Here is a 2,408-nt window from a genome sequence, read left to right on the forward strand (position 1 = left end):
ACTGCCGTCGCCTCGCCACCCGCTACGATAAACTCGCCGCCAACTTCCTCGGCAACATCCACCTCGCCGCCGCCATCATGTGGTGGTTATGAGTCTCGGCCCTAGCGCAGCTGCCGCAAAAAAGCCCGCTCCTCAATCACGGCGGAACGGGCCTTTCCGCTATCGTCAATGCCCGTTACGGCCGACGGTTGTTGTCATGATCCCGGTCGCGGCGCTTGAGGCCCATAAGCCCCGCCAGGCCGAGCAGGCCGAGCAGGCCGAGCAGGCCCCACTTGCCTTCGTCGCCGTCGTCGTCGTCGACATCGGCAGGAACTGTCGTCGTCGTGGTCGCGCTGTCCTGCGCAACGGCGGCAGCAGCGTTGCCCATCATGATTGTTGCAGCAAGAGCGAGTGCGAGATGCTTGTTCGACATTATCGTCCTCCTGTTAGGGTTTCGTCCAAACTGATTTCCGTCAACAGGGTTCCCAGGAATTTTCACGGCTCCCTTTTATCGCCGCAGAACGCACGCAAGCACATTGTCGGACCGGACCCGCGCCGCGACGAACGCATCGCCTTGTCCTCGGGGGCCAGGTAGCCGGCCCAATCCGCCGCATCGATCGCCGCCGCGTCCAGCTCGGCCGGCACCTCGGTAGCCACGCCTGCAACAGCCCGCCCGGCGCCATCGGCCAGGCGTGCGCGGACGTTCCCACCAGCACCAGCAGCAGCACCACCGCAGCGACACCCCGCGCCAGCCAGCGCAAGACCCGCCACAATACCGATCCCGTGATTTTCGCCCCTACCCACACCCAGCCGCGAGCCGAAACCACCACCGCGCCGGCCTCCTCATACGACCAACGCGTTCAGCCTGCGAAGCCCTCCTGCTCCCGGCGGCGGCGCGACGACCGACAGGCCATTCCTGAATTCCATTTCATCTTCCCCACAATCCGGTTTCACCCCCATCCGCTAAACCCGCTCCATCACTCTTCCCCCCGGAGCAAAAATGGCCATCTCGAAAATCCAGCTCGGCGTTTCCGCTGTCCTCCTCGCCGGCACCGGCGCCGCCGCCGGCGTCCTTTTCGCCGATCGCGTTCCCGCCGCGGCGTCGCCTGTCCCGGCGATCGTCGCCGGCCCGGCGGCCTTCGCCCCCGCCACCGGCCCGGCCGCGTCGCTCGCCGACATGGTCGAAGCCGTCGGCCCGAGTGTGGTCCAGATCCAGGTCAAGCCCGACGCCGGCCGGATGCAGCAGATGGCCTATGGCGACCAGGAGCAATTTGGCGGCGGATTCGGCGGCCAGCTTCCCGGCGGCCTCGAAGACCGCCTGCGCGACCTGTTCGGCAACGCGCTGCGCGAACGCGGCAGCAACCCTTTCGGCAACGAAGCGCCCCAACAGCGCGGCCCCCAGCCGCGCGGCCCCGAACACGCCGGCGCGCTGGGCTCGGGCTTCATCGTCGATGCCTCGGGAGTCGTCGTCACCAACAACCACGTCGTCGGCAATGCAACGACCGTCACCGTCCAGCTCAGCGACGGCCGTGAATTCCAGGGCATTGTGCTCGGCCGCGACCCCCAGACCGACCTTGCCGTCATCCGCATAGAAGGTGCGAAAAACACAAGCTTCACCCCCGTCTCCTGGGGCGACAGCGACCGCACCCGCGTCGGCGACAGCGTCTTTGCCGTCGGCAGCCCCTTCGGCCTCGGCAACACCGTCACGGCGGGCATCGTCTCGGCGCGCGGCCGCGAGATCGGCGCCGGCCCCTATGACGATTTCCTCCAGGTCGACGCCGCGATCAATTCGGGCAACTCGGGTGGTCCGCTGTTCGATGCGCGCGGGCGGGTCGTCGGCGTCAACACCGCGATCTTCTCGCCATCGGGCGGCAACGTCGGCATCGGCTTCGCCATCCCGGCGCACATGGCACAGCAGGTCGCCCAGCAGATCGTCGCCAACGGCAAGGTCTCGCGCGGCCGCATCGGCGTCGCCCTGCAGCCGGTGACGCCCGAGATCGCCAACAGCCTCGGCATCGAGGAAGCAAAAGGCGCGCTGATCGCCCAGGTCGACCCCAGCGGCTCGGCCGCGCGTTCTGGCCTGCGCCAGGGCGACATCGTCCGCAGTTTTGGCGGCAAGCCGGTCAACGATACGCGCGACCTCGCCCGCCTCGTCGCCGAACTGAAATCCGGCACGTCGGTCCCGGTCGGCATCGTCCGCGCCGGCAAGGCAATGTCGCTCGACGTCACCATCGGCGGCGAAGTGGCCGGGCCGGTGATCGGCTGAGCCAACCCCAAACCCCAAACCCCTTCGTCATGCTGAACTCGTTTCAGCATCCACCGCCGGGCACACCCCGCCCGCCCCCGCTCGGTGCACTACCCCCGTCACCCCCCCCTTCCCCGTCACCCCCCTTCCCCGTCACCCCCCTTCTTCGTCACCCCCCCCTTCC

The 2,408-nt window shown here is 68.1% G+C and carries 2 protein-coding genes; one reads left to right on the forward strand and one right to left on the reverse strand.

What is annotated here, in order from left to right:
- Nucleotides 1-175: 175 nt before the first annotated feature.
- Complete coding sequence (locus IEW98_RS15980) at nucleotides 176-412, reverse strand: WGxxGxxG family protein (RefSeq protein ID WP_188764519.1); 237 nt, start codon at nucleotides 410-412, stop codon at nucleotides 176-178.
- Between the two features lie 567 nt (nucleotides 413-979).
- On the opposite strand from IEW98_RS15980, the gene IEW98_RS15985 reads away from it, so the two are divergent.
- On the forward strand, nucleotides 980-2,245 hold the full coding sequence (locus IEW98_RS15985; RefSeq protein WP_188764521.1) for a trypsin-like peptidase domain-containing protein: 1,266 nt from the start codon (nucleotides 980-982) through the stop codon (nucleotides 2,243-2,245).
- Nucleotides 2,246-2,408: the final 163 nt, after the last annotated feature.

It is taken from the genome of Sandarakinorhabdus glacialis (assembly GCF_014643455.1).
Taxonomy (GTDB): domain Bacteria; phylum Pseudomonadota; class Alphaproteobacteria; order Sphingomonadales; family Sphingomonadaceae; genus Sandarakinorhabdus; species Sandarakinorhabdus glacialis.

Bases quoted from the DNA above. Each gene is read 5' to 3' on its own strand.
- IEW98_RS15980 (WP_188764519.1), bottom strand. From the start codon at position 412: ATGTCGAACAAGCATCTCGCACTCGCTCTTGCTGCAACAATCATGATG.
- IEW98_RS15985 (WP_188764521.1), top strand. From the start codon at position 980: ATGGCCATCTCGAAAATCCAGCTCGGCGTTTCCGCTGTCCTCCTCGCC.